This is a genomic window from Wolbachia endosymbiont of Cruorifilaria tuberocauda (assembly GCF_013365475.1).
In the GTDB taxonomy this organism is placed as follows: Bacteria; Pseudomonadota; Alphaproteobacteria; order Rickettsiales; family Anaplasmataceae; genus Wolbachia.
Window position 1 is genome coordinate 33,268 of sequence record NZ_CP046579.1, and the last position, 22,792, is coordinate 56,059.

The window sequence follows — 22,792 nt, forward strand, 5'->3', positions numbered from 1 at the left end:
GACTAAATAATCTTTGTGGTTAGCATGAATATTATTTCATCTTTTTCTAGTGCATTTCCTAAGCTAATAACAGATAAGCTTATCAAAAAAGCGCACATCATCGTTTTCTTCACCTCCATTAATATGGAGTATTTTTTATTTTATTTCACACAATATTATAGAAATTAAACTCAAGTTCACAATAAATAGACTAAAAATCCAATAACCTTATAAAAATGAATTCTATAATCATAGAAATCTCTTCAAAACTTCCAATGCAATTGGACTACAAGAGAATTGGTATATAAAATTATATCATTTACAAACGATATGTTTAACATTATCGTTCTGACTAAGCCAATTTGTTATCACTTGTTAAAAATTTATATAGTACTACAATCTTCTTTTCAAAGGAAACCATATAAAATATTCCTACATGCCTTTCCAGGCTCTTAGCTTATACATTCACCATCAAGTTTTTCCTATAGTATTTTATCCATTCATAATTAGACTCATTTTTAAACAAACTCCTTCTTAATAAAATCAAAATTTGTTCATAAGTATGGTATAAAAACATATTATGCTAGTATCAGCAATATCACTGATATGACAAAAGGCAACTCCATCTGAACACTTTTTACTTTAGTCTTTTGGTATGCTAAATAATGACACAACAGGAGCAATCTACAATATTGCAGAGCACAACACGACGATATTATTCTTTATTAAATGTAACCTTTTGCTTTTTATATGCATCTTTATTTAGTGCATTAGCATAATACCACAATACAAACAAATAACTTCTATTTTATCACTAGTGGATATTTAGCTCTTTTAACATGAAAGTTTAGAAAATCAAGTTAATCTTGTAGTATAAGTATAAAATAGCAGCATAGCAAAAAATTTACAAGAAACTCTCTATACTTTCTTTTAAATGTCATTTATGAAAGATCCTAAATAGTCATCAAAAAAAATACTACCCTAAAAATTCAGCCAATGTCATCCATTTTATGGGGTAGTGAAATCTATCAACTGACTTCAAATACTATAGTCATGGCAATAGTTTTATGAAGAATGGGCAACCAACTTAACAGAGTATCTGTTTCCTTTGGTAAGGCAGAAAATTGCAAAACACTTTTTAGAACCTTTGCCACTTAATTTAGCCTAGTTTAAAAGACATGCATGACAGCCAACCAACATTCTTATTGTATATATATTAAAATTTCCTCTTTTAGCTCATATTTTGTTAACCTTTGCTACATAGTGTGCCTGAGACTTTTAAACATTCCATAAAATGCTTCACCACGTTCTTCAAAATTTTCCCATTGGTCAAAAGAAGCACATGCAGGAGAAAGTAATATAGTTATTTCCTCCTTACTGTTTATAGCTTCTTCGAAAGCTAGTTCAAATGCACTTGCCAAATTGTAACACTTCACAAAATCTACTTCATTTTCCATAGTTTTTGCAAAAACTTCAGTTGATTCGCCAATAAGAAAAGCTTTTCTAACATTTAGAAAATGCCTTCTTAGCGACTCTATACCGCCTTCTTTACTTCTTCCACCAACAATCCAATATATGTTTTTATGAGACAAAATTGCTCTTTCGCTTGATTTAGCATTAGTAGCTTTGCTATCATTCACAAAAAGAACATTTGCTATTTTACCAAGAAATTCATTTCTATGCCTTAACCAGGAAAAGGATTTGATCCCATTGATAATAGCCTTTTTATCCACTTTAAGCAGATTACACACAACATATGCAGCTGCTATATTTTCCGAGTTAGATATTAAGTTAATCTTCACCTCATCTACACAGTTCTCTAATTCTAGTTGTGTTCCAGTATCTGAGCACTGAAACGACAAAAAAGGTAGTTGAAATAGCACCGAAGATAAGATAGGAATTTTATTTCCAGTAAATCTATTAAATATATCAGCAGTAATCTTATCATCACACCCTATAGCAGCAACCACACTTCCATTTACTAGCTTTGATTTTATCGATATGTAATTCTCCATACTTCCATGCCTATCTATATGGTCTTGTGTAATATTGAGTAATACTGCAATATCTAAATTAATTTCATCAATTAGCTCTAATTGAAAAGAAGAAAATTCAATTACATAAATTTCTGCATTCCTGCTCAAGTCTAAAACCGGAACACCTAAATTCCCACCAACAGCTACCTTTTTTCCTGCAGACTTTAATATGTGCCATATTAGTGATGTAGTAGTTGATTTCCCATTCGTTCCAGTAACACCTATTACTTTCTGGCTTATAGCTTTATTTTCAAGAAATATCTCGATATCTGACTTTATCTTGCATCTGAAGTCTCTTGCAAGTTTTACGACCCAATGTGGTGCAGGATATGAAATCGGTATCCCAGGGCTTAAGATCAGTATTCTTATCTCATGCCAATTATACTCCTTGGGATGGATGAAACTGCACTCCTTACATATCGCACTTGCATTTGCAATCTTCTCTTTATCATCATCCCATGCATACGTTCTTGCACCCCAATTTACTAGGGTATTAATAACAGACAAACCAGTTTTACCAAGACCAAAAACTGCAACACTTTGATTTTTATACTTCCTAAGCTGCATTACCTATTCTAGTTAAAAAATATTACATAAGTTATTAATAGGATAAACTTAAGAGTTTGCAAATGTTAACTGTCACATGTAAAATACAAAGTTGGTAAGGATTTAATGGGAGAATGATATGCCATTTGTCACTTTTATTTTACCTGATGGAAGTAAGAAAATCTATGAGGCTATAGAGGGAGAAACTTTACTCAATTTAGCTCACAGAAAGGATCCAAATTTACTTGAAGGCGCGTGTGAAGGTTCTCTTGCTTGCTCTACATGCCATGTAGTTATTGATCCAAAACTTTACGATATTGTAGAAATACATAATCCAATATCTGATGAAGAAAACGATATGTTAGACCTAGTCTTCGGGTTGACAGAAACATCAAGGCTTGGATGTCAAATAAAAGTTACAAAAGATATCGAAAGTTTATGTGTAACCATACCAAGGAGTACAAGAAATATATCAATAGATAAATATTAGAGCTATGCGCAAAGTTTTTACCCATGTTATAGTTTCTTTACTCTTGTTTATTCCTGCTACATATAGTGGGTTTTGGTATTTTTCTACGTTTAAAATAAAAAATCTTTTGGCTGAGATAATGTTATATATTAGTAGCAAAAAGCCTGATGTTTCATCAGATTTTAGCGGATTTCCTTCTAGTCTAATTTTCCATATAATAAACCCCAAATTCTCCAATGAAGAATTAACCATATCTTCTGATTCCCTATTAATAAGAAATAGATTGTTTGATAAGTCGATATATATCTATGTGCCAAGCAATGAAGTCAGTATTATTATGCATGGTAATAAGAAAGGCAATATAAAGTGCCACACAAATAATAACAACCATTTTATTGTCAAGTTAAGTAATTCACCATCTTTATTGTGGTTCAATAAAAATATCAACATAATAGACTACATAGATAAGCTTCGCTACGAAGATTATGGTTTAAAATGTGATGCTTCACTTGATTTAGAAAATCAGCAAAGTATTACAACTGAGGTAAATGGCAAAAGTAATTATATTCAACTTCATATCAACAAGGAACCAAGTAAAAATAATAAGCTGAAGTTTGATTTTTATATTCACAGGTATAAAGACTCTACAAATCCTGAAAGCTACCTTAGTATTGATACTAAATTCGATTACGAGTTTATAAACCAGATCTCAGCTACAAGAATTAATTTTAACATAGAAAAGTTTCTAATTCAGAATAACAATTTTTCCATTACTGCAGATGGTATGCTAAATAATTACAATATGGTTACATCTTCATTTAAAAATGCAATTAATGTGTCTATACTAAACTATAGAGAATTAATTTCCTTTATAACTAGAAATCCAAAAACTTCAGGTAGACTCGAAAAATTAATATCTTCTTTATCAGAAAGAACGACTGATAACAGTATTCACTTTTCAATAAAATATAACGAAAATACAGGATCAAGCTCTATTGGTAAATTACATATTACTGACCTTATAGATCAATTAGACAAAATTTCTGAGCTAGATAAAAATGAGAACGATAGTTAACTTACTTTTTACATTAATATTTTGGTTCAATACCAGTGCCTTTACTCTAGATGATGAGCTTAGTGACAAAAGCATGGAGAAACGTGCAACTAATTTATTTGAGATAATAAAGTGTCCAATATGTTCTGGTGAATTGCTATCTGAATCTGAATCTCAAGTTGCACTTAACATACGCAAAGCAATTCGCAAAAAAATCGTCAATCAGTACACAGATGAGCAAATAATTTCAGAGCTGAAAAACTTCTATGGGAACTCAATTATCACCATTCCTCCTGTAAAAGCAAGCACTTATATCTTATGGTTTGCTCCATTTATAATCATAGTAATAGGGTACTTCTTAATACAAAAATGCATTAATAATAAGCTTTAACTTCTATGATTTTACGTGGTATATTTAATTTTTGTCCTAGCAATCATCAAAAAATCAATTTTGCGCATCCCACATATAAGAGACCATAAATACTATTTATCTACAACATTACTGAAAATCTTGCACATCTCCTTATAACTATGTTGTAATGAAAAGAAATTTCCTTAGCCTTACTGCTTCGTGAATAACATATTATATTAGTTTAGTTAGAACAATATAAATAAAAAATTAGAAAACTTAGATATCATAAAATCTATTTAGTTAAGTACATATCCACCCACCACCAATAACCTGCTCACCTCTGTATACTACACAAGCTTGACCTGGACTAACACCAAAGTAATCATCACTTAAAACAACATAAGATTTATCATGTTCTCCAGTTGGATATATTGTTGCTAAACTTCCAGCATGCGATGACCTGAGCTTCACAACTACTTCCATACCTTCTCTTGGCTGTTCTAACCAATTTACCCATCTAACTAGTACTTTTCTTTGCATTAGCGCATTAACTGGTCCAACTACAACTTCATTGTTTCTTCTGTCAATCCTTATCACATAAAGAGGTTCATTACATGAGATACCTAAACCCCTTCTCTGACCGACTGTAAAATTCACTATACCATTATGCTCCCCTAGTACTTTCCCATTTATATCTATGATTTTTCCTTTCTGCATAGATTGTGGTGCTAACTCAGCTATTGTTCTGCTATAGTTTTTGGGAACGAAGCATATATCTTGACTGTCTGGCTTTTCAGAGATTCTCAAATCAAAATACTTTGCTAACTTTCTTACATCATTCTTATAGAACCAACCAAGAGGAAATCTTAAAAACTTAAGTTGCTCTCTTGTAGTAGCGAACAAGAAGTAACTTTGATCTTTACTTTTATCGATGCTCTTGCATAAGATTATCTTGCCACCTTCCTCTAATCTTCTTACATAATGTCCTGTGACTAACACATCTGTACCAAGATTCTTCGCAACTTGTAATAGATCACGAAATTTCACTGTTTGATTACATTTTATACATGGTATAGGAGTTTCTCCACGCATATAGGTATCCGCAAAATCCTTTATTACTTCTTCTTTAAAGATTTCCTCGAAGTTTAAGATATAATGAGGAAATCCAGCATTTTCGGCTATGCGCTTTGCATCATAAACGTCTTGCCCAGCGCAGCATGTTCCTTTTCTCAAATCACTATCACCACTATACAGCTGAAGCGTCACACCTACTACTTGATATCCAAGATAATGGAGTAACACTGCAACAACAGAACTATCAACTCCACCAGACATTGCAATCATAGCCTTAGTTTGATGTGGAGCTTTATTTCTTAACAAAGGTTCAATTTTAAATTCCTTTAGCACAATTTTAAACTCACTAAATACAGTTAATAGACCTGACTTCTCTATATTATTATCATTCTTAGCATAAATTTTACTAATAAGTAAAATAACAATTCTTATTATTGAATCATAGTAAATCTAGATTATTTAGCTATGTATTATACAGAGCAATAAAAAAAGTACCTTCTGGCAGTTTTAGAATTAAAAACCTCAACAATTAAAATCACAATTAATCTTGCTTAAACAAAACATGACTAAAATAATCCATATTTTCAAGCACTTTACCACTGCCAAGAGCTACGCAACAAAGAGGATCATCTGCAACACGTACTGGCAATTTTGTTGTTTCGCTGATTACTTTACCTAAATTACGTAATAATCCACCTCCGCCAGATAAAACTATTCCCCTATCAACTATATCAGAAGAGAGCTCAGGAGGAGTGCTTTCTAACGCTGTTCTAATAGAAGAAATTATTTGATGCACGGACTCTATTAAACTTTCTGCAACCTGATGCTCTGACAAAAGCATTTCTTTCGGCATACCACTAACTAAGTCCCTGCCTTTTACTACCATTCTCTCTTTATTATTTTCAGTTGGAAGACTAGCAGAACCTACACTTTTTTTAATTTTTTCAGCTGTCATCTCACCAATTAACAGCTTATGATTTTCACGAATGTATGACTTTATTGCTTCATCCATAATGTCGCCGCCTACTCTGGCAGAACGTGAATAAACAATTCCTCCCAAAGAAATAATTGCAACCTCAGTTGTACCACCACCTATGTCAACAACCATAGAACCTTCAGGTTCCGTAACAGGAAGTCCAGCTCCAATTGCTGCAGCCATTGGCTCTTCAATCAAAAATACTTCATTTGCACCAGCACTTTCTGCTGCATCTTGTATAGCACGCCTTTCAACTGGAGTAGATCCAGAAGGAACACATATTATAATGTCAGGTTTATTAATAGTAAGTTTTGTATTCGCACTGCGTATAAAATATTTTAGCATCTCTTCTGCACTTTTAAAATCAGCGATAACACCGTCCTTTAATGGTCTAATTGCTTCTATTTCCCCAGGAGTTTTCCCTAGCATCATTTTAGCCTTTTTGCCAAAGGCATAAGGAACATAACTGCCCTTTTCCTTTACTCTTGCTACAACTGAAGGTTCATCAAGTATTATCCCTTGGTTCTTTTGGTAAACTACAGTATTTGCAGTCCCAAGATCTATAGCAATATCGCTAGCAAATAAACCCTTCAAAGGGGAAAGACTACAAAATTTACCGATTAATTTTTGAAAAAACTGCATGCACAATTAAAAAACATTCTATTGGGATAAATCATATTTTTCGGACAAATAGCTAGTACAGCATTCAGCATCTAACCACTTACCTGTTACTTTTTTTAGCAAATCAAAAGAACCACACCTTGTGTTATATATATTTTGATATAACCAATTAATAAGTAAGCTAAAGTTTCCCTTTATTATAGGACTCAGAATTTCATAATGATTCTTTTTTATAAAAGAAAAAATCTGCGTAGCAGTAATTAAAGCCATTCCCTTAATAGGGAAATACCCAATAATTCCGCTTGTCCAATACTCATCTTGAAAACAAGTGTCTAACTCATTTTCAGCTTCAACAGGAATTTTATAGTGCTTCATGCCTTCTAACCAAGCATCGTGTAAATCTTCTACCTCTAAAGTACCGTTTATCATATTCTGTTCTAATCTAGTTCTGAGCATAATGTGAGCTAATAGACTGAATTCATCTGCATTTTTTAAAGATGAAGAAAGATCAACTCTATTAAAAATCAAATACAAATTTTCAACGCTACTGACTTTTGTACTCCTTTTACCTCTTATAGTAAACTTCTCCCTTATGTACGGTTGAATAAACTCAATAAATTCCCTAGACGTTCCAATCATCCTCTCCATAAATAACCCTTGTGTTTCATATACAACATGCCTTGCAACAAAGTTGGTTATAGAATTTTGTGCTAAATACTTTTGATAAATTTCGTAACCACTATTCCGCAAAAGCAAAAACAAACCATAACAAAAGTTAAACTCCTTATAATCTATAGGGTCATAATAATAAGGAGTATGACATAATGTGCTACCTATTTGCTGTAGACATAACATACCAAGTTCAATTTGCTTCCTAGTAGCAACTTTTCTAATATTAACAACCTTATCCTTTTTCTGCTTTTCAATTACCTTATTTATATTTTCACTAAAAAACTTTCCAACTCTAGGGAATATTTTCTTTATGCTTTTCTCTGTAATATCAAAATCATAGTCAGCAAGCAATGCATCATATTTTAAACATTTTAAGTGCTGCGACTTTATAGAAGCTACTTCGCGAATGAGCTTAATTAAGTCAGCAAAATGCCTTTTTAATTTTTCTAGGTTACTAGCCTCAGACTTAGACAATCTCCACAAACTTTGGCACTCAATTTTAGCTTTGGATAAAGATCTTACTAAATCAATAGAAATAGCAGAACTGCTTTCATGCATTCTCTCTATGAATTTTAGTAGCCAATTGTCAGAACTCTTCTCACTATCAAAAGCACCTGCTTTTACCAATAACTCTTTTACTAAGTTGTGAGAGATAATTTCGTGCCTAATTTCTTCTAGAAAACCCATTTGCTCAACTTTATCCTCCACATTCAATTGACTTTGGCTTAGCACTCTCAGTGTATTTTCAATATTTCCTACCTTATATAGTACTTCCTCTAAGGGCTTATAAGATTTCATATCTGCTCAATTATTTCTAGAAAAATTTTGTCTAACATCACTAGATTAACAATAAAGTTAAAAGTATATTTATTCAAAGTACAATAAAAAATTGCGCATTATGCCTTTACCAGCTTTTTCTGTAAAAGCACAAGCATCTTATTAGAAAATTAAATGCAAGATTATAGAAAAGTGTTTAGTGTTTTATTTTTCTTGACTATACTACAGTATAGAGTGATTAACAAAAGTTAAACCATACACTATTTTAAAAATGGAGGTTAGTAATGTGGAGTAGATTGATTTTGATGTGTTGTTCTTGTTTTTTGCTTACTGGTGTAAGCTCTTGCCAAAAGAAAGGTGGGATTACAATAGATAAAACAGATTTTGTTGTCAAACAGATAAGTGAAAAAAGAGTTTTCTTCGATTATGATAAATCTAATATTAATGAAGTAGGAGCAGGTGTATTGCTCGATGTAATAGAGGTATTACAAAATAACCCTGATATAAAGGTTACTGTAATTGGACATACTGATAATCGTGGTTCCTATGAATACAATGTTGCATTAGGTGAAAGAAGAGCAGACACAGCTAAAAAGTTTATGGTTAATTGTGCACCTTACCTAGAAAATAGAATAAAAACTGCTTCTAGGGGCGAAACTGAACCTATAGTTTATGTACAAGATGACTCTAAAAACTCCAAGTATGAAAGGCAGCATGCTAAAAACCGCAGGGTGGAGTTTTTATTCTCTAAAATAAATAAATAATTTCTCGCTTAGAAACTAGATCCCAGTGTTAAAACACTGGGAATTGTATGAAGAAGCAATAGAAATTCTAGTATTAAAAAAGAGACACTAGAGATTACAAGATAATCTACTAGAGTATGATTATGAGAATCCAATAATCCTCACTTATTTGGTGGTTAATTTTATGAAGCAAATCTTCAAGGAGTAATAATGGAATTAGAATCATTGTTTCAAAATATAATTAAGAATTTCGTCATACATAATAACAAAGTTGCAGTTGCAGTTTCAGGAGGTATTGATAGCATAACATTGCTACATTTAATGGTTAGTTGGACAAAGAGAATACAGTATTCACTTCCTGTATCACTAACAGTGAACCATGGTTTGCGTTCAGAATCAAAAGAAGAAGCTGAATTTGTCCTAGGTTATGCAAAAAAACTTGGAGTAAAGGAATCATTTATACTGAACTGGGAAAAGCAAAATATCAAAGGCAACGTTCAGTTACAAGCGCGGACAGCACGATATAATCTGCTAACAGAATGGTGCAGCAACAATGGTATTAAGTACCTGCTTACTGCCCACCATAAAGATGATCAAGCAGAAACATTTCTGCTTAGGCTTGAACGCGGTAGTGGGATGGATGGTTTATCATCCATGGATTGCAAATTTTTTTTTAATGGCATACATATATTAAGGCCAATGTTAAATTTTAGTCGTGATGAAGTAAAGAAATATGCAAATTTTTACCAGTTAAAGTGGATTGAAGATAAAAGTAATCAGTACTTAGGATACAAGCGTACACTATACCGTAATTTACTTAAAGCAAGTGATAATCAGCGGATTTTAACGGAGCGAATATGCCTTACAGCTTTTCACATAAAAAGAGCCGTAAAAGCACTAATGTACTATACGCGTCTTGCATTTAATGAATGTGTTGATATTCATGATCTTGGGTATATTGAAATAAGACTAAGTGAATTTTATAAATTGCCAGAGGAAATAGCCTTAAGACTTCTTCTTTATTCCATAATGGTAATTAGCAGTAAATACTATAAACCAAGATACAAGAGTCTTATAGCAATCTTTAATAAAATATTTCAAAAGGATGCCAATATTAATTGTATGATTTCTGAGTGCAAAATAAGAAAGCATAAGGAAAACATATTAGTAATTAGGGAGTCATCAAAAATACAAGAAGTATCCGTAAGTTTGCCATTAAATGGTCCTATTAAATGGGATAACAGATTTAGTTGCACAATACTTGGAGATCAGGAGCATTCAGTAACTATCATCCCGCTAAAAAAAATAAAAAAGATTCCTAAATTTTTTAAAGATTATAATTGTTGCTTTGAAGTTTTTTACTCTTTACCTGTAGTACAAAAAGATGGAAATGTACTGGCGTACCCATACATAAATTACGATGGAGAAAATATTAATAACAATAAGATCCAATTCATTGCTAATAGTATAGTAAAACAAAATCTGGTAAGCTTAATTGATGTCTAGTTAAAAGTAATAATGAAAAAGTTTCTAGAAGGCTTATTGATTTGGTTAGTAATAGTTGTACTTATTTCTATTGCTTATATTCAATTCAGTGGAAATATAGGTATAGGTAAAAGTAAAATAACTATACCTTTTTCAGAGTTTTTAACCAGACTGGAAAATGATGACATAGAAAATGTTGTCATAAGAAATCAGAGCATTGAAGGAAGGTTCAGAGATGGATCAAGCTTCAATTCAAGTAGTATTATATACAGTGACTTAATAAAAAACTTACATGACAAAAAAGTTAGATTCTCCTTTTCAACTGGAGATTCTGCAATGAGTATAATTGGTGGATTATTCATTCAATGGATTCCAACATTCATCTTTATTGGATTATTGCTCTTTCTCTTAAAACAAACACAAGTAGGAGGCAACAGAACCATAAGCTTTGGTAAATCAAAAGCCAGGCTCATGACTAGTGGGAAAAAAGTAACGTTCGATGATGTCGCTGGAATCGATGAGGCAAAAGAAGAGCTAGTAGAAATTGTTGACTTTCTTAAACATAGGCACAAATTTCAGGTATTGGGTGGGAAAATACCAAAAGGGTGTCTTCTAATTGGCTCTCCTGGAACTGGTAAAACCCTACTCGCTCGTGCGATTGCAGGAGAAGCCAATGTACCGTTTTTTAGTATCTCTGGATCTGATTTCGTTGAAATGTTTGTTGGCGTTGGTGCAAGCCGTGTTCGTGATATGTTTGATCAAGGAAAAAAAAATGCTCCTTGTATAATTTTCATAGATGAGATAGATGCAGTAGGCAGACATCGTGGCATTGGCCTTGGTGGCGGCAACGATGAGAGAGAACAAACATTAAATCAGTTACTAGTCGAAATGGATGGATTTGAATCTAATGAGGGTGTAATAATAGTTGCAGCAACTAATCGCCCTGATGTTTTAGACCCAGCATTGCTTAGACCAGGACGTTTTGATAGACAAATTACCATCTCTTTACCTGATATAAATGGACGAGAAAAGATATTAAATACTCATATAAGAAAGATATCTATAGCACCAGATGTAAACGTAAAAACAGTTGCAAGAGGAACACCTGGGTTTTCAGGAGCTGATCTGGCAAATCTAGTAAATGAATCTGCACTTATTGCTGCAAGAAGGAATAAGAAAATTGTTACCATGGATGATTTTGAATATGCACGTGATAAAGTTATGATGGGCGTGGAAAGGAGGTCCTTAGTTATGACAGAAGAGGAGAGAAAACTCACTGCGTACCACGAAGCTGGTCATGCAATAACTGCTGTTAACATGTCTGCTTCTGATCCAATACACAAAGCAACTATTATCCCAAGAGGTAGGGCTCTAGGTTTAGTTATGAGATTACCAGAAACAGATAGGGTATCTCACACAAGAGAAAAAATGATAGCAGATATCACAGTTGCCATGGGTGGAAGAGTGGCAGAAGAGCTGATTTTTGGTTACGACAAAGTCACAAGCGGTGCATCTTCTGATATAAAACAAGCATCTGATTTATCACGTGCTATGGTGACAAAATGGGGGATGAGTGATAAAATAGGACCTATATATCACAACCGTGAACAAAATGTATATGTGTCTGATATAATTTCAGAAGATACTATGAAGCTTATAGATGAGGAGGTAAAAAGAATTATATCTTTATGTTATGAGAAGGCAAAGGATATCTTAATCAAATGTCGCAAAGACCTAGAACTAATTGCTGAAAACTTACTAGAATTTGAGACTTTAACTGGGGATGAAATCAAAGATATTCTAAATGGGAAAAAGATCACAAAAAGCGAAAATGAATGTAAAGAAAAAGTCAGGAAATCATCTCTATAAAAAGTAGGAATCAAGTTCATAGACTTCATTTTACCTCGCATGGATAAAAAATAAAAATTTTAGAATTTTAATTGAATTAAGGTAAGCTTTTGAATCAGACTTAGCATTCTACTATAAATGACATAGACATAATAAATTAATCTTTTTTATTAGTTAATCAATCATAGCTAGTAGCATGATCTAAAAAAGTTTCTTTATCACTAACATATGGTATTTAAGTATAATGTGATGAAAGGCTCACTAATCTTCAAACACATAGAAATATCTAGCTCATCTCATTTATGATATAAGCTCAATCTTTGTATCTGAACTGCTCTGCTGAGCTGCATAGATCAATACTGTAGCTCAAAAAAGTCTACAGAAATATTCCCTGTTCTTAATAAAGAAGCTCCACAAGAACATGTAATTAACCTTGATTTAATAGCATAAATATCACATTACTTTAGCTAGATTGCCTTATTATACTATGCTCAGTTTTAATCTAAGATCCAGGTTGTTAGCTAATCTCCCTATGTCTCTTAAGAATTCTCATAGTAATAAAATTATGAATAGAGTTTCTTAAAATAAATTATTTTTGTTGACTTTTTACTTTTCAAGGTAGGAAGTATTCAAGTAAGAATGTATCATATAAAGTATGAAGCTTCAAAATATTCTAACCACTGTTGCTTGGTTGTATGAGAAGTGCTAAATCTTAAGTGAAGGGTATATTAATGATCCATCATACTTAATCTGTATGCAACTTTAGGAAGTATTATGCTTTATTAATACTTTTAGTCGAAAACAAATAGTTCAATATAAGCTTGAATGCAATGTAGAAAATTCAATGGATATATGTTAAGTAAGTAACTTATGATACATACCATACTCAAGGATTGGAATTAGTAGATAACCATCATCTGCTATCTGTTTTACCTTTCAAAGGAAGTTTCTGAACATCAAGGTAACTTACATATTGCACTTCAGTCTTTACATTAAGTACTGTTATTCTAGTATATAACTAGAATCATATTTCTTTTTTCCTAAATTCCCTACATTTATAACTTGAATTACTACATTCACTGATAAATCACCTGCAATGCAATATGTATACGATATTTATCAACTTTTGGGAGAATACTTGTTTTGTCTATAATATGCTATATACACAATTAACCAAATCAAGAGAAGTGAAAACCAAGTCACTGCGTATTCCAAGTGTTTTACTGGCTGTATAGTTAATCTATAGCCAAAGTCTTTTTGCCAAAGCATACACTTCTCAAATTTAATACCAAGTTCATCGGATATTTCTTCTGGACTTAAAGTAAACCACGTGTTCAAAGTAGTATCATTCTTAATTAGCCAACCTTTGCTTTTACTACTATCGCAATGCAAAATGCCGCTTACAGACACCTTTCCCACTTTTGGCATCTCCTTTTTTTTCTCTTTAATCACTCCTTTATTTACTAACATGTAGTGTCCAGTAGTGAGCAGCATTGGAGATAATACGTAATAGCCACGCTGTCCTGCAAAAACATATAATTCTATATTACTTAGAATCCCACCAATTTTGACATGCCTATAATTAAATTCTGTGAGATCCTCACTGGACAATAGATAAACAACCGGAAGGCTCATATTATTGATAATATTATTTTTCCAGCATAATCTGAATAATTGCCATAATCCTAAAGAGAAAAGAAGAATACATGGTATGACTAAAATAAATATCACTTTTTTTAACATTTTATATTCTCTTAAGAGATTTTTAATATCTATAAGCTTAACAAGGATAATCTACTTTTTAATTGATTGAATGTGAATATTCCTACCATTTTTCAACAGCTCCTTTATTGCATTATCCCAATAGGATCCTTCTTTTTAAGTGAAAATTGCCTCTTTGCAGTCTTACAAACCTTCCCATAACTTTAAATTACTTCTTAAAATTTTTCTCATTATCTACTTGGGAACTTTTCCATCATATCTTAAAACCTTATTCAAGCATCGAAAGTATTGCATATATAAACAAGAAGTTATTCAGCTTACTTATAAGTATAAGTTCTTTTTAAACTTATTTTTTATCTTTTCTATATACTAATTCTATTATCTTATAGAAGTATAAAATATAAAAAGCACTTATACACAGGAGTCAATTAACCGGTTTGTACTTATCAAATACTTCACTATTTCTTTGCTAGCAACCTTTCTTTAGTTATATTTAGCAATATAATCTACATGATATTAAATCATGTCATTCATTTCATATTCCCTTTTACAACAATTGTACCAAACAGCATATCATGGCATGTCTGTTTCTTTTTAGAAAAACAAGCTACCAAATACCAACAAAAGGTAAGTAGTATTATAACTACTTCCAGAAAGTTTAAGAAATTCACTAATGCTTCCTGATCTTTAAAAAGCTCGATTAGGATAATTATTACATTGTTTAATAATGGAAGGAAAAACTGAGAGATGCTTTTATCAAACGCCAAGCTTAAGTCTATCTTAGAACCGTCTAAGCTTATGGTATATATGTTCATTAACTTCTGACCTGGAGTTGCTTGAGTTGCAGAAGATATAAAATATGTAAAATAACTGCAATTTATACATATATATAGCAAGTATAAAATTAATGGAAAATCCTTTAACAAAAGAACAATCAACAATGTTGGGACTAGCAAAATTATTATATCCAGTAAATATGCGCAAAAGCGCCTTTGTATACTAGCAATCTCTGTAATGGTGTTCATTACCTATCTTTTAAATATTTGATTATGAAATCTGTAAGTTTATCAAAATGTTGAAAACATAACAAATCTTCGTATCCACTTATTGATTGGCCATATATGATTGGTAGACAATTCGCATTTTGTGCACACAAAATATCCGTGATACTATCTCCAACAAAAAATACATTTTCCCTGCTTACATGTAAAACATTTTCTTCCAGCGCAAACAGTAACGGGGTTGCAGACGGCTTATCTTCTGCAGTGTCAGATGAACCTACTACTTTTTTAAAGTAAGAGTCCAGCCTAAAATAGGCAACTTCTTTGCGTAGATTAATATTCTTCTTATTACTAACTATTGCTAGATAAATATTATTACTCTTCAATTTCTGCAGCATTTCCCCTACTCCTTGGTTTAGGGTAATATTCTGCAACAGTGCATTGTCTAAGTATTGCTGGTATATCTGATCTGCTTTTTTCCACTGACTGCCAAATAAGTTGACCATGTAGTTCTTTCTTGGTTCATGAAAATTCCTATTAGCTGCTTTATTACTATACCCCATTGAGTCTAAAGTATGCTTAATAGCATTGGAAATATTGTCTTTGGTGTCAACCAAGGTATTATCCCAGTCAAATACCACTGCTAATGAGTTATTTTTCATCTCCACATTGTTACGTAATTTGAGTTAACAAGTAAACAACATTTTGATAAAAGAGTATAAATAGTACCTCCATTGGTGAGAGTAAGAAATACTATTTGTTATAAGCTATATTAACTAGCCATATATAATAAGCTAACGTGCTAGCTTTACACCCTTTACTTAGTGAAAACAAGATGATTAAGTTGAAGATATGCTTTTAATAAAAATATTGAAACGAGATTTAAAGATGCTCTCTGAAGTCTCTAAATATATCTCCAATGGTTCCGTAATAAGAGAAAGCTAATATCTTAAATAAGTCAATAAAAATACTATAAAGTTTTAAATGTAAAGGTCTTGCAAATAAAATGAAGAATTTAAAGAATAGGTAAACCTGGTAATCAACATATAGTGAGAAAAGAACTTTGCTATATTACTACAAGTAAAAGAAGTAGATTTAACAGCAATAACAAGTTACTGAAGCTTCTATACAGGTATATAAACTCTACCTCACTATGTTTTTAGTCCAGCATCTTTGCAAGAATCTCGAAAGAAATAAATCAAATAATGAAAAGCTTTTTAGTTCTCTAATACACTTTCCGAAGAAAATATTAGAAAAACAACTTTTTGATCAGGTAAAAATGATGAAAGAACATTTCTAGTATTAAGACAGTAGCTCAAAACATACCAAATGATAACGATATAATAGATAAGAATAGATCAAACCATCTTTATAAATCCTCAATAGGAAAGAAATGAAACTTAGCGTCAGAAAGCATTTCTAATTGTCAGAGTAAAGCTCTTAATACCAGTGTACATACAAAATCTTTAGCACAAGATGTAACTTCTCCAAACATTGCTAATAGTGATATTAACTTTAACGCTAAAGGTCTCGCTTAAGAATTAGCTGTGCAGATCCAATCCACCAAACAAAAGCAAGCATTTTGTAAAGTTCTCCAGTCAAGGACAAAGCATAAACAAAGTCTAAACGAGCAGGAAATAAAACAATAAACAAGTGAATGTATATCAGTACTCTCTCTAAAGTAAATGAGGTAAACAATAGACATTGAAAGACAATTCGCTTTAAGTATTTATAAAAAAGCACTTGATTACACAACTATGATACCTAAACTAGTAGAATAGTAAGATAGATCTATTAATTTTGATGTATATGAAACCTTGAAAGATTGCAGTGTAATACTTAGATCATTAAGTAATAGGTAATAATGGAGTTTAAGGTGCAGAACGTACAAGAAACTGAAAATTTAAAATTTGATGCTGAGATAGAGAAAGTACTAAATATAGTAATTCATTCACTCTACACTAACAAGGGTATCTTTCTGCGTGAATTGATATCAAACGCATCAGATGCATGTGATAAATTACGCTACGAATCTCAATTAGATCCTAATTTATTAGGTTCAAATGATGAATTAAAAATTACCATTAGTGTTAATAAAGATAAGAATGAGCTATACATAACTGATAACGGTATTGGAATGAATCGGCAGGACTTAATAGATAACCTTGGTACAATTGCTAGTTCTGGCACACAAAAGTTTCTGGAAGCAATCAAAAATAATAAAGACTCAAAAAAAACTATAGAACTAATTGGAAAGTTTGGTGTAGGCTTCTACTCAAGTTTCATGGTTGCCTCACAAGTGAAAGTTGAATCTCGAAAAGCAGGAGAAAAAGAATCTTGGGTTTGGGAATCCAAAGGAGATGGAAAATATTCAATCAGTAAATCAAATGATCCCATTGTTCGTGGGACTAAAATTACCTTAGTAATACGTCCTGAGGAGGATGAATTTTTAGATAAATTTCGTATAGAAAATATTGTCACTACTTACTCTGATCACATAAATTCTCCTGTTGAATTTATAGACGAGGAAGGCAAAAGTGAAAAATTAAACAGTAAGGCTGCAATTTGGACTAGACCTAAAAATGAAGTTACTCAAGAAAAGCACAATGATTTCTTTCGGAGTGTTGCACATGTTGGTGGCGAGCCTTGGATGATATTGCATAACAAAAATGAAGGAGCAATAGAATACACAAATCTGCTTTACATTCCCTCTATCAAGCCTTTTGATCTATTCCATCCAGACAGGCGTTGTTCTGTAAAATTATACGTAAACAAAGTATTTATTACTGAAGATAATGTGCAAATTATACCGCAGTATCTACGGTTTTTAAAAGGTATTGTTGACTCTCCTGATTTACCTCTCAATATCAGCAGAGAGACGCTACAGAATAATCGCATTGTTGAGCAAATCAGAAAATCTCTTACTAAACGGGTGATATCTGAACTTAGCAAAAAGGCAAAAAAAAACTTAGAGGAGTATACAAAGTTCTGGACTAATTTCGGCGCAGTATTAAAAGAGGGCCTTTGTGAAGCTATGCCAACTGACGAGAGAGAAGCACTGCTCTCAATTTGTAGGTTCCATAGTACTGCTGATGATAAAATAGTCAGCGTTGATGACTATATAAGTAGAATGCAGCCTGAGCAAGAATATATTTATTACCTCACAGGAAATAACTTAGATTCTGTAAAAAACAGTCCACAACTTGAAGGATTTGTTAGCAAAGGTTTAGAAGTTCTTCTGCTAATTGATCCAGTGGATGATTTCTGGACTAGTGTAGTTCACGAATATAGAGAGCAAAAATTTAAATCTGTAACCCGCTCAGATGTCGATTTGGAAAGATTTTCTTCAAGGAAACAAAACCAGGAAAATAAATTAGATGAAAAAAAGAGCGAAGAAGAGAATATAGATTCTATATTACAATATTTCACTAAAGTTCTTACTAACTTAGTAAAAAGTGTAAAAGTTTCTAAGAAGCTAATTGACAGTCCTGTGTGTTTAGCAGTTGATGAGGGTGCTATGGATCTGAGAATGGAACGGTTTTTGCGTGAACAAAAACAATTGAATTACCGCACACCAAAGGTATTTGAAATTAATGTCAAGCACCCAGTAATAAAAAACATAATCAAATCTTACGCTAAAAAAGGTGAAACTCAGATATTAGAAGATATGGTTTTCTTATTGTTCTACCAAGCCTGCATTGTGGAAGGTGAAGAGATGGATAATGCAAATCTATTTGCTAAGAGACTGAATAACTTGCTTGATAAAGTCCCTATCTAGCTCTCCCCAATCAAGGAGAAAATGTGAAGCAGATTTACCTAGTTATTTTTACCATGAAAATGGTATCAGTGATGAAAATAATTTCAAGGCTTATATATTCAAGAAGAAATTCAGGTTCTAGAACTAGGAATTAAGGAATGCCAGTTACCTTCAGGCAAATTCTGGGACTCTTCATGTAGAAACCTTGAAAGCAGCATCTCAAAGTTACTTAGTTCTAATTTACGTAGAATATATTAACAAAGCCTATATTTTCATTATATTTTATAGTACTAAAGATCTGATGTTATTATAACTAAAATAGATGGTATATTTGCCTAAAACCCTCACCTAGAAGCGAAAAATGCATATTAGTTCTTCAATAAATTTTATAGTTTCTTCTTACACTGATAAAATATTGTACGTACATACTAAGAAGTTAAATCAAAGATTTTAGAATTACTCTATATAACTATTTAATTTTACATATAGTGTACCTCGTTATCACTTTCAAGACTAGCTTAAATATAGGATAACATATATCTTATAAAAAGCAATGATATTTATCAGCAATTTTATCAAAATATTAAAATAATCTACTTATGATATATACTCTTGATAACATTACTGTTGGCTGGGAAAATATTTAATCATTATATAATTAGCACATTAATAAGAAAAGATTAAAATTTTCATATTCTCGGTATTGCTACTTTTAGTAGCAGCTATTACTTCAATAGTAGAACACATGTTAAACAGGTTATTTGCATAAAAATGTATCTATTAAAAGAACATAATTTAATTGATGTAAAATTATTAAGTACAGGCATATCTAGGTAAAAAAATACTGTAGACAACAGAAAAAATATCCTAAATAATGAAGAAGCTTCAATACAGAAGCTATTAGCAATAATTACAAGGGAGTGAAATGTGTAAAAGCAAAAAGAAAAAGAATCATAATAGTAACACACCTAGTACTCAAGAACAAGAAGTTCCTGAAACTCAATTTTCAGGACAAATAGACATTACTCAAAGTGAAAGAGCTTCTTCAAGCACACAGAAGCCTCAGCAGGGTAAGTGTACTACTAATGTTTTAACGTTTGTTAATGATAATGAGAAAAAACAAATATATAACCAATTTGCTGAGCATATAGCACCGCAAATTAAAGATGAACGAGAGCTTGAAAATAAAGACGATCAGCCAGATTCACCACCACATTCACCAGAAAGTTTTATGAATAGTGATTTAAGCCATAGTAGTAGTTCTTTTAGTGCAGTTGATGTACCAAGCGATAACGGTGGCTCTCCATTTGAAAATATAGATAAAGGTGAAAATGTTTCTATTCCTGAAAGGAGTAGCTTGCGAGGTATACAAATAAAAAAACAGATCCAACACAACCAACATCTTCAGAATCACAATCAGTCCCACTGCCATACAATAGTAACTAACAAAGTATCTGAGCAAGCAGATGAAAGTCTTTTACAAAATACGAAAAGCAATAATCTATATACCATAGTTGCTTACGTATTAGCAACATCTGGAGTTGCTCTAGGAGTGGCTACTGCAGTCCATTTAGAAGTGTCAGCAGTTGGGATAGCGGTTGGAGCATGTTGCCTTGCTGCCGCTGTAATTACATACTATTGTATGCCTAAAAAGTTAATTGAGAATAGCAAGATCGAATGGGTCAATATAAATAAAGAGCCACTGCTGTGCTGTAAATAAATGTAGTAGTCTGCCATTAAATAATTTATTATAGTTTTATTAGTCATTAATAGATAAAAACTTGGTAGACTACGAAGGGATATTTCTAAATAAAATCAAAGATATAAAGGAAGAGGGTCGCTATCGTGAGTTTATGCATTTTGCATCATTGCCTGGTAGGTTCCCCTATGTTATGGATTACGAAAGAAATAGGGAAGTGATTGTTTGGTGCAGTAATAATTATTTAGGAATGTCACAAAACGAAAGCGTAATTGCTGCTATCCAAAATTCCTCAGTTGGAGCAGGAGGAACAAGAAATATATCTGGTACAACAAAAGAAGTTGTCGAACTCGAAAAATCTTTAGCTTGTTTGCATAATAAAAAAGCTGCCTTAACTTTTGCTTGCGGGTACCTTGCTAATCAGACAACACTGAGTACTTTATCATCAGTCATTCCTGACGTAGTGTTTTTTTCAGATGAGAAAAACCATTCCTCAATGATAGAGGGCATAAAATCAGGAAAAAGGCCGAAATACATATTTAAACATAATAACGTCGATCACTTAGAGCAGTTATTAAAGTCTGTAGACAGAAAAGTGCCAAAGATAATAGCGTTTGAATCCATATATTCAATGGATGGTGACATAGCACCACTGAGAGAAATATGTGACTTGGCAGAGGAATATAACGCAATTACATATTCAGATGAAGTGCATGCAGTTGGCATGTATGGTTCACATGGTGGAGGAATCGCAGAAAGAGAAGGTCTAATGGATAGAGTAACCATCATTCAGGGTACATTATCAAAAGCTTTTGGAGTTATGGGCGGATATATAGCATCCTCAAAAAGCTTAGTAGATGTAATAAGAAGTTCTGCTCCAGGATTCATTTTCACTACTGCTATTTCGCCTGCTCTAGCAGCAGCAGCAAAAGCAAGCATTGATTATCTAAAATCAAGTAACATTGAGAGGGAGAAACAAAAACAAGTTGTCAAAAAAGTAAAAAACTTACTAAAAAATGCAAGAATTAACCTTATCCCCACAAAAACTCATATAATTCCAATAATAATTGGAGATCCAGAGCTATCTAAAAAGGCATCAAGATTACTATTTGATGAATATGGAATATATGTTCAACACATAAATTATCCTACTGTTCCAAGAGGAACAGAGCGGTTCCGTATTACTCCTACACCATACCATACCGATGAAATGATGGAACATTTAACTGAATCTCTTGTAAAAGTTTTTGAAAAGTTATCTATCCCTATAGCTTACTTATGCTAACCTAATATTACCTGCAATAACTAACCCATCATCTTCTACTAACAGTCCACCACTTTCTTGAAGAAAAAGTCTACCAAGTAAGGTTTTATATTTATTAACTCCAGAGTAAACTATTCCCCTATGTCTTCCTGCAGCAAGGTATGCAAAACCTAAAACTGTTGATCCTATGGAACGTACATTACTATTATCAGGTAGCAACTTATTCAATAAATTAGCACTTACATCTATCAAACCTCCATCACGACTTTTCATCCTCATCCTTACATGACGAAACCTAGAGTCCTGAAGGAAAGCACCTTTCTTTTCCTCTGCCCAAAAAGTTTCTCTGAGAGCAGGAACGTCAATTACAGCTGCTATAACCTTATTCTTGTGAATTAAGCAAACTGATACTGCAAAATAAACCATACAATTAGAAAAATTTTCTTTGCTTTCTATAGGCATAATAAACCAGGTATAAGTGTCTTCCTTCACTTTCTGGTCAACATTATCTTCAAAAAGAAAGCCATAGCTTTGTTTATAATTGTATAAGCAACCGCATATAGTTTGCTTGGATTTTGAATAAGTTTTATTAACAAAATCATCTGACTTAACACTAGAGATTTGCAATTCATTAAAATCTCGCATAAGTTGTTTAGAAGCACCACGCACAGAATCAAGCATCACATTAATCCTTGGTGACGAAATAGACATCCCTTT

At 32.3% G+C, this 22,792-nt stretch carries 17 protein-coding genes; 9 read left to right on the plus strand and 8 right to left on the minus strand.

The features are described from left to right. Nucleotides 1-1,235: 1,235 nt before the first annotated feature. Nucleotides 1,236-2,582 (minus strand): UDP-N-acetylmuramoyl-L-alanine--D-glutamate ligase, encoded by a 1,347-nt coding sequence (gene murD, locus GOY13_RS00110; protein ID WP_175813848.1) that lies wholly within the window; start codon nucleotides 2,580-2,582, stop codon nucleotides 1,236-1,238. Nucleotides 2,583-2,700: 118 nt separating this feature from the next. Between murD and GOY13_RS00115 the strand changes: the two genes are divergently transcribed. From GOY13_RS00115 to GOY13_RS00125, 3 genes are read left to right on the plus strand one after another with little or no spacing between them, the layout of a single operon-like run. Then, a complete protein-coding gene (locus tag GOY13_RS00115; protein WP_175813849.1) occupies nucleotides 2,701-3,051 on the plus strand; it encodes a ferredoxin family 2Fe-2S iron-sulfur cluster binding protein in 351 nt (116 codons plus the stop codon). Between the two features lie 4 nt (nucleotides 3,052-3,055). Further along, nucleotides 3,056-4,105, plus strand: coding sequence for a hypothetical protein (locus GOY13_RS00120; protein ID WP_175813850.1), 1,050 nt, complete (start codon nucleotides 3,056-3,058; stop codon nucleotides 4,103-4,105). Next, nucleotides 4,089-4,475, plus strand: coding sequence for a cytochrome c-type biogenesis protein (locus GOY13_RS00125; protein WP_175813851.1), 387 nt, complete (start codon nucleotides 4,089-4,091; stop codon nucleotides 4,473-4,475). The genes GOY13_RS00120 and GOY13_RS00125 overlap by 17 nt, the downstream gene beginning before the upstream one ends. Before the next feature lie 261 nt (nucleotides 4,476-4,736). Here GOY13_RS00125 and mnmA read toward each other — a convergent pair whose 3' ends face one another. From mnmA to GOY13_RS00140, 3 genes are all read right to left on the minus strand, one after another. After that, nucleotides 4,737-5,843: a tRNA 2-thiouridine(34) synthase MnmA gene (gene mnmA, locus GOY13_RS00130; RefSeq protein ID WP_175813852.1), complete on the minus strand. Its 1,107-nt coding sequence runs from the start codon at nucleotides 5,841-5,843 to the stop codon at nucleotides 4,737-4,739. 208 nt (nucleotides 5,844-6,051) lie between these two features. Beyond that, nucleotides 6,052-7,128, minus strand: a complete 1,077-nt coding sequence (locus GOY13_RS00135; protein ID WP_175813853.1) for a rod shape-determining protein — start codon at nucleotides 7,126-7,128, stop codon at nucleotides 6,052-6,054. 18 nt (nucleotides 7,129-7,146) lie between these two features. Further along, a complete protein-coding gene (locus tag GOY13_RS00140) occupies nucleotides 7,147-8,577 on the minus strand; it encodes a gluzincin family metallopeptidase (RefSeq protein WP_175813854.1) in 1,431 nt (476 codons plus the stop codon). A 263-nt stretch (nucleotides 8,578-8,840) separates the two neighbouring features. Between GOY13_RS00140 and GOY13_RS00145 the strand changes: the two genes are divergently transcribed. The 3 genes from GOY13_RS00145 (at nucleotide 8,841) to ftsH (ending at nucleotide 12,653) form a co-directional block, all read left to right on the plus strand. Continuing rightward, nucleotides 8,841-9,320 (plus strand): OmpA family protein, encoded by a 480-nt coding sequence (locus GOY13_RS00145; RefSeq protein WP_175813855.1) that lies wholly within the window; start codon nucleotides 8,841-8,843, stop codon nucleotides 9,318-9,320. A gap of 189 nt (nucleotides 9,321-9,509) precedes the next feature. Next, nucleotides 9,510-10,805 carry a tRNA lysidine(34) synthetase TilS gene (tilS, locus tag GOY13_RS00150; RefSeq protein WP_175813856.1) on the plus strand — a complete coding sequence of 432 codons (1,296 nt, stop codon included), beginning with the start codon at nucleotides 9,510-9,512 and terminating at the stop codon, nucleotides 10,803-10,805. Between the two features lie 12 nt (nucleotides 10,806-10,817). Then, complete coding sequence (gene ftsH, locus GOY13_RS00155) at nucleotides 10,818-12,653, plus strand: ATP-dependent zinc metalloprotease FtsH (RefSeq protein WP_175813857.1); 1,836 nt, start codon at nucleotides 10,818-10,820, stop codon at nucleotides 12,651-12,653. 1,098 nt (nucleotides 12,654-13,751) lie between these two features. Here ftsH and GOY13_RS00160 read toward each other — a convergent pair. The 3 genes from GOY13_RS00160 to GOY13_RS00170 all read right to left on the minus strand — a co-directional run bounded on the left by GOY13_RS00160 (nucleotide 13,752) and on the right by GOY13_RS00170 (nucleotide 16,017). After that, entirely contained in the window at nucleotides 13,752-14,375 is a 624-nt protein-coding gene (locus GOY13_RS00160; protein WP_175813858.1) for an SURF1 family protein, read from the minus strand. A 509-nt stretch (nucleotides 14,376-14,884) separates the two neighbouring features. Further along, nucleotides 14,885-15,370 carry an RDD family protein gene (locus GOY13_RS00165; RefSeq protein WP_175814401.1) on the minus strand — a complete coding sequence of 162 codons (486 nt, stop codon included), beginning with the start codon at nucleotides 15,368-15,370 and terminating at the stop codon, nucleotides 14,885-14,887. A gap of 8 nt (nucleotides 15,371-15,378) precedes the next feature. Next, nucleotides 15,379-16,017, minus strand: a complete 639-nt coding sequence (locus GOY13_RS00170) for an HAD family hydrolase (protein ID WP_175813859.1) — start codon at nucleotides 16,015-16,017, stop codon at nucleotides 15,379-15,381. Between the two features lie 1,214 nt (nucleotides 16,018-17,231). On the opposite strand from GOY13_RS00170, the gene htpG reads away from it, so the two are divergent. The 3 genes from htpG (at nucleotide 17,232) to hemA (ending at nucleotide 22,096) form a co-directional block, all read left to right on the plus strand. Further along, nucleotides 17,232-19,133, plus strand: a complete 1,902-nt coding sequence (gene htpG / locus GOY13_RS00175) for a molecular chaperone HtpG (protein ID WP_175814402.1) — start codon at nucleotides 17,232-17,234, stop codon at nucleotides 19,131-19,133. A gap of 904 nt (nucleotides 19,134-20,037) precedes the next feature. After that, complete coding sequence (locus GOY13_RS00180) at nucleotides 20,038-20,832, plus strand: TomO hydrophobic C-terminal domain-containing protein (RefSeq protein ID WP_175813860.1); 795 nt, start codon at nucleotides 20,038-20,040, stop codon at nucleotides 20,830-20,832. 61 nt (nucleotides 20,833-20,893) lie between these two features. Beyond that, the gene (gene hemA, locus GOY13_RS00185; RefSeq protein ID WP_175813861.1) at nucleotides 20,894-22,096 is read left to right on the plus strand and encodes a 5-aminolevulinate synthase; all 1,203 of its coding nucleotides are present in this window, start codon (nucleotides 20,894-20,896) and stop codon (nucleotides 22,094-22,096) included. Here hemA and GOY13_RS00190 read toward each other — a convergent pair. Continuing rightward, nucleotides 22,088-22,786 carry an inositol monophosphatase family protein gene (locus tag GOY13_RS00190; RefSeq protein ID WP_175813862.1) on the minus strand — a complete coding sequence of 233 codons (699 nt, stop codon included), beginning with the start codon at nucleotides 22,784-22,786 and terminating at the stop codon, nucleotides 22,088-22,090. The genes hemA and GOY13_RS00190 overlap by 9 nt on opposite strands. Between the last annotated feature and the right edge of the window lie 6 nt (nucleotides 22,787-22,792).